Origin of the sequence: Desulfurella sp., assembly GCF_049977265.1 — a bacterium.
Taxonomy (GTDB): Bacteria; Campylobacterota_A; Desulfurellia; order Desulfurellales; family Desulfurellaceae; genus Desulfurella.
The window spans coordinates 1-2,248 of sequence record NZ_JBMFGQ010000084.1 but is presented as its reverse complement, the minus strand read 5'-3'; the positions used below and the strand labels follow the sequence as shown (position 1 = coordinate 2,248).

Below are 2,248 nucleotides of genomic sequence, written 5' to 3'. Positions count from 1 at the left end.
CTTTGTAATTTAGAGGTAGTCTTATCTTTCTGTCCAGTAAATTATAGCAAATCCAGACATTAAATCTAGAATTACAATTTTTACATTGATAAGCTATATTTTTTTAATAGATATGGTGCTAAAATAATATATAGTTTAAATAATAATAAAAAGGGGAGGTTATGAACTACGTAAAAACTTTTTCACTCATGGTTTTATTAATTGTTTTATTCATGATTGTAGGCCAAGCAATAGGTGGAAACCAGGGTATATTGTTTGCACTAATATTTGCAATAGGTATGAATTTTTTTGCTTACTGGTTTAGTGATAAAATAACGCTTAAAGCCTATCATGCAACAGAGCTTACTCAATACAATTACCCGCAAATTTATGCCAGGGTATATCCGATTGTTAGTAATTTAGCCCAAAGGGCAAATCTAACTATGCCAAGGTTATATATAGTGCAAAGCAGCACACCAAATGCTTTTGCTACAGGCAGAGGACCAAAACATTCCGCTGTATGCATAACTAGCAGTATTTTAAATTTGTTAGATGATAATGAACTTAGTGGTGTTTTGGGGCATGAACTTACGCATGTTAAAAATAAAGATATATTAACAGGTACAATTGCAGCAAGTTTTGCAGGTGCCATTAGCTATCTTGCATGGATGGCACAATGGGGCGCTATATTTGGAGGCTTTGGTAATAATAGAAGAAACAATAATGTATTTGGCCTACTATTTATTGCTATTATTACACCAATAATTGCCACTATAATTCAATTGGCTATATCACGTCAAAGAGAATATGCAGCAGACAAAGGTGGGGCAAACTTAAGCGGCAACCCTTTATATCTTGCAAACGCACTTGAAAAACTGGAGTATGCAAACAGAATCACACCAATGCAGCAAACGCACCTTTCTCAAGCAACAGCTTTTATGTTTATTATAAATCCTTTTAGATCTAAAACAATTCAAAGCTTATTTAGCACTCACCCGCCTATTGAAAAAAGAATAGAAAGGCTAAAAACTATGAGTATGTAATACTGAAGGATTGTTTAATTTGAAAACTAAACTTGAACTTTTATGGTTGCTTTAAATAATGAAAAAAATCGTTTTGGACATGAAGAAATATTATTAAAAAAGATTATTTGCATTTTCTTTAGTGTAATAGCTTCTATTGTATTCTGGTCTCACCCTGCTTTGGCGAAGGAAAATAATATTATAAATGCGTATAACCCCTTTGCAGATAGTTTGCAACAAATATCTGTAAATACTCAAAAAATTAATAATCTGAAAACTAAGGCAGCAGAATTAAAATTATTATATCAGCAAGCATTTAAGAAATATGAGCAATTAAAAGATAGGCTAAAAAATTTATATGCCGAATTTAAAATATTACAAAACCAGCCAAATAAGATAGCATATCTAAAAAAAGAAATAAAAGATTTAGATAATAAAATAAAAAAAATAAATTCTAAGAGTGTAATTTTTAAATCCCAAAACAAGACAACCACCAGGGCGCTATATAGAATGGCAAAAACTTTCTACAATGATAAAAATTATAATAAAGCTATTAAATACTTTAATGCTTTTATGCGCAAATACAAAAATAAGACCAATAAATTATATTCGCATGCTTTACTATATAAATCCGAGAGCTATTACATTATTAAAAGTTATGATAAAGGCATTGTGAATTTCAACAAATTTATCTTGGATTATCCAAAAAGTAAATTCATACCCGAAGCTATTTTAAAAGAAGGACTTTGTTTTTTAGATATAGGAGATAAATCTGATGGTAGATATTTATTAGAAAAACTCATAAAAGATTATCCAAAATCGGTTGAAGACAGACCAGCGAGAATGTATTTAAACAAAACAAAACAATAAATTTATTAAAAAATTTCTAAACTAAAAGCAAATTGCTCTATCTTATTGCATTTATACTAAGCATTTAAGCATTTAGTGACATACGTCAATTAACTGTTTAAATATAATATACGTTTTTATTAATAGTCCTGCAAAAATAAGCTGTCCCACTGCTGGTTTTCCATCTGTAGCATCATTTTCTACGCTCAAATGTTTGCTCCACTGCTTTTTAACTTAAAACTGCTTATACTTTCAAACATTTTTTAATCCCATTTTTTTATAGCCTTTGTTATGTCTAGAAAGTCAACTCTTTTTATTTGAGTTTACAATAGTTGATTGTAGGATACGGTTAATAAAAACACAGATCCCACAATCAGAACTCTTACTTATTACGGTGG

General features: G+C 29.8%; 2 protein-coding genes. Both read left to right on the top strand.

Going from position 1 to position 2,248, the window contains the following annotated elements; translation table 11 throughout:
- The first annotated feature begins 161 nt into the window (after nt 1-161).
- Nucleotides 162-1,022, top strand: coding sequence for a zinc metalloprotease HtpX (htpX, locus tag ACP5FO_RS08710; RefSeq protein WP_428157414.1), 861 nt, complete (start codon nt 162-164; stop codon nt 1,020-1,022).
- Between the two features lie 42 nt (nt 1,023-1,064).
- Nucleotides 1,065-1,871 carry a tetratricopeptide repeat protein gene (locus ACP5FO_RS08705; RefSeq protein ID WP_428157413.1) on the top strand — a complete coding sequence of 269 codons (807 nt, stop codon included), beginning with the start codon at nt 1,065-1,067 and terminating at the stop codon, nt 1,869-1,871.
- The last annotated feature ends 377 nt before the right edge of the window (nt 1,872-2,248 follow it).

Excerpts from the sequence above, each read along its gene's own strand:
- htpX (WP_428157414.1), top strand. The coding sequence starts at position 162 with ATGAACTACGTAAAAACTTTTTCACTCATGGTTTTATTAATTGTTTTA.
- ACP5FO_RS08705 (WP_428157413.1), top strand. The coding sequence starts at position 1,065 with ATGGTTGCTTTAAATAATGAAAAAAATCGTTTTGGACATGAAGAAATA.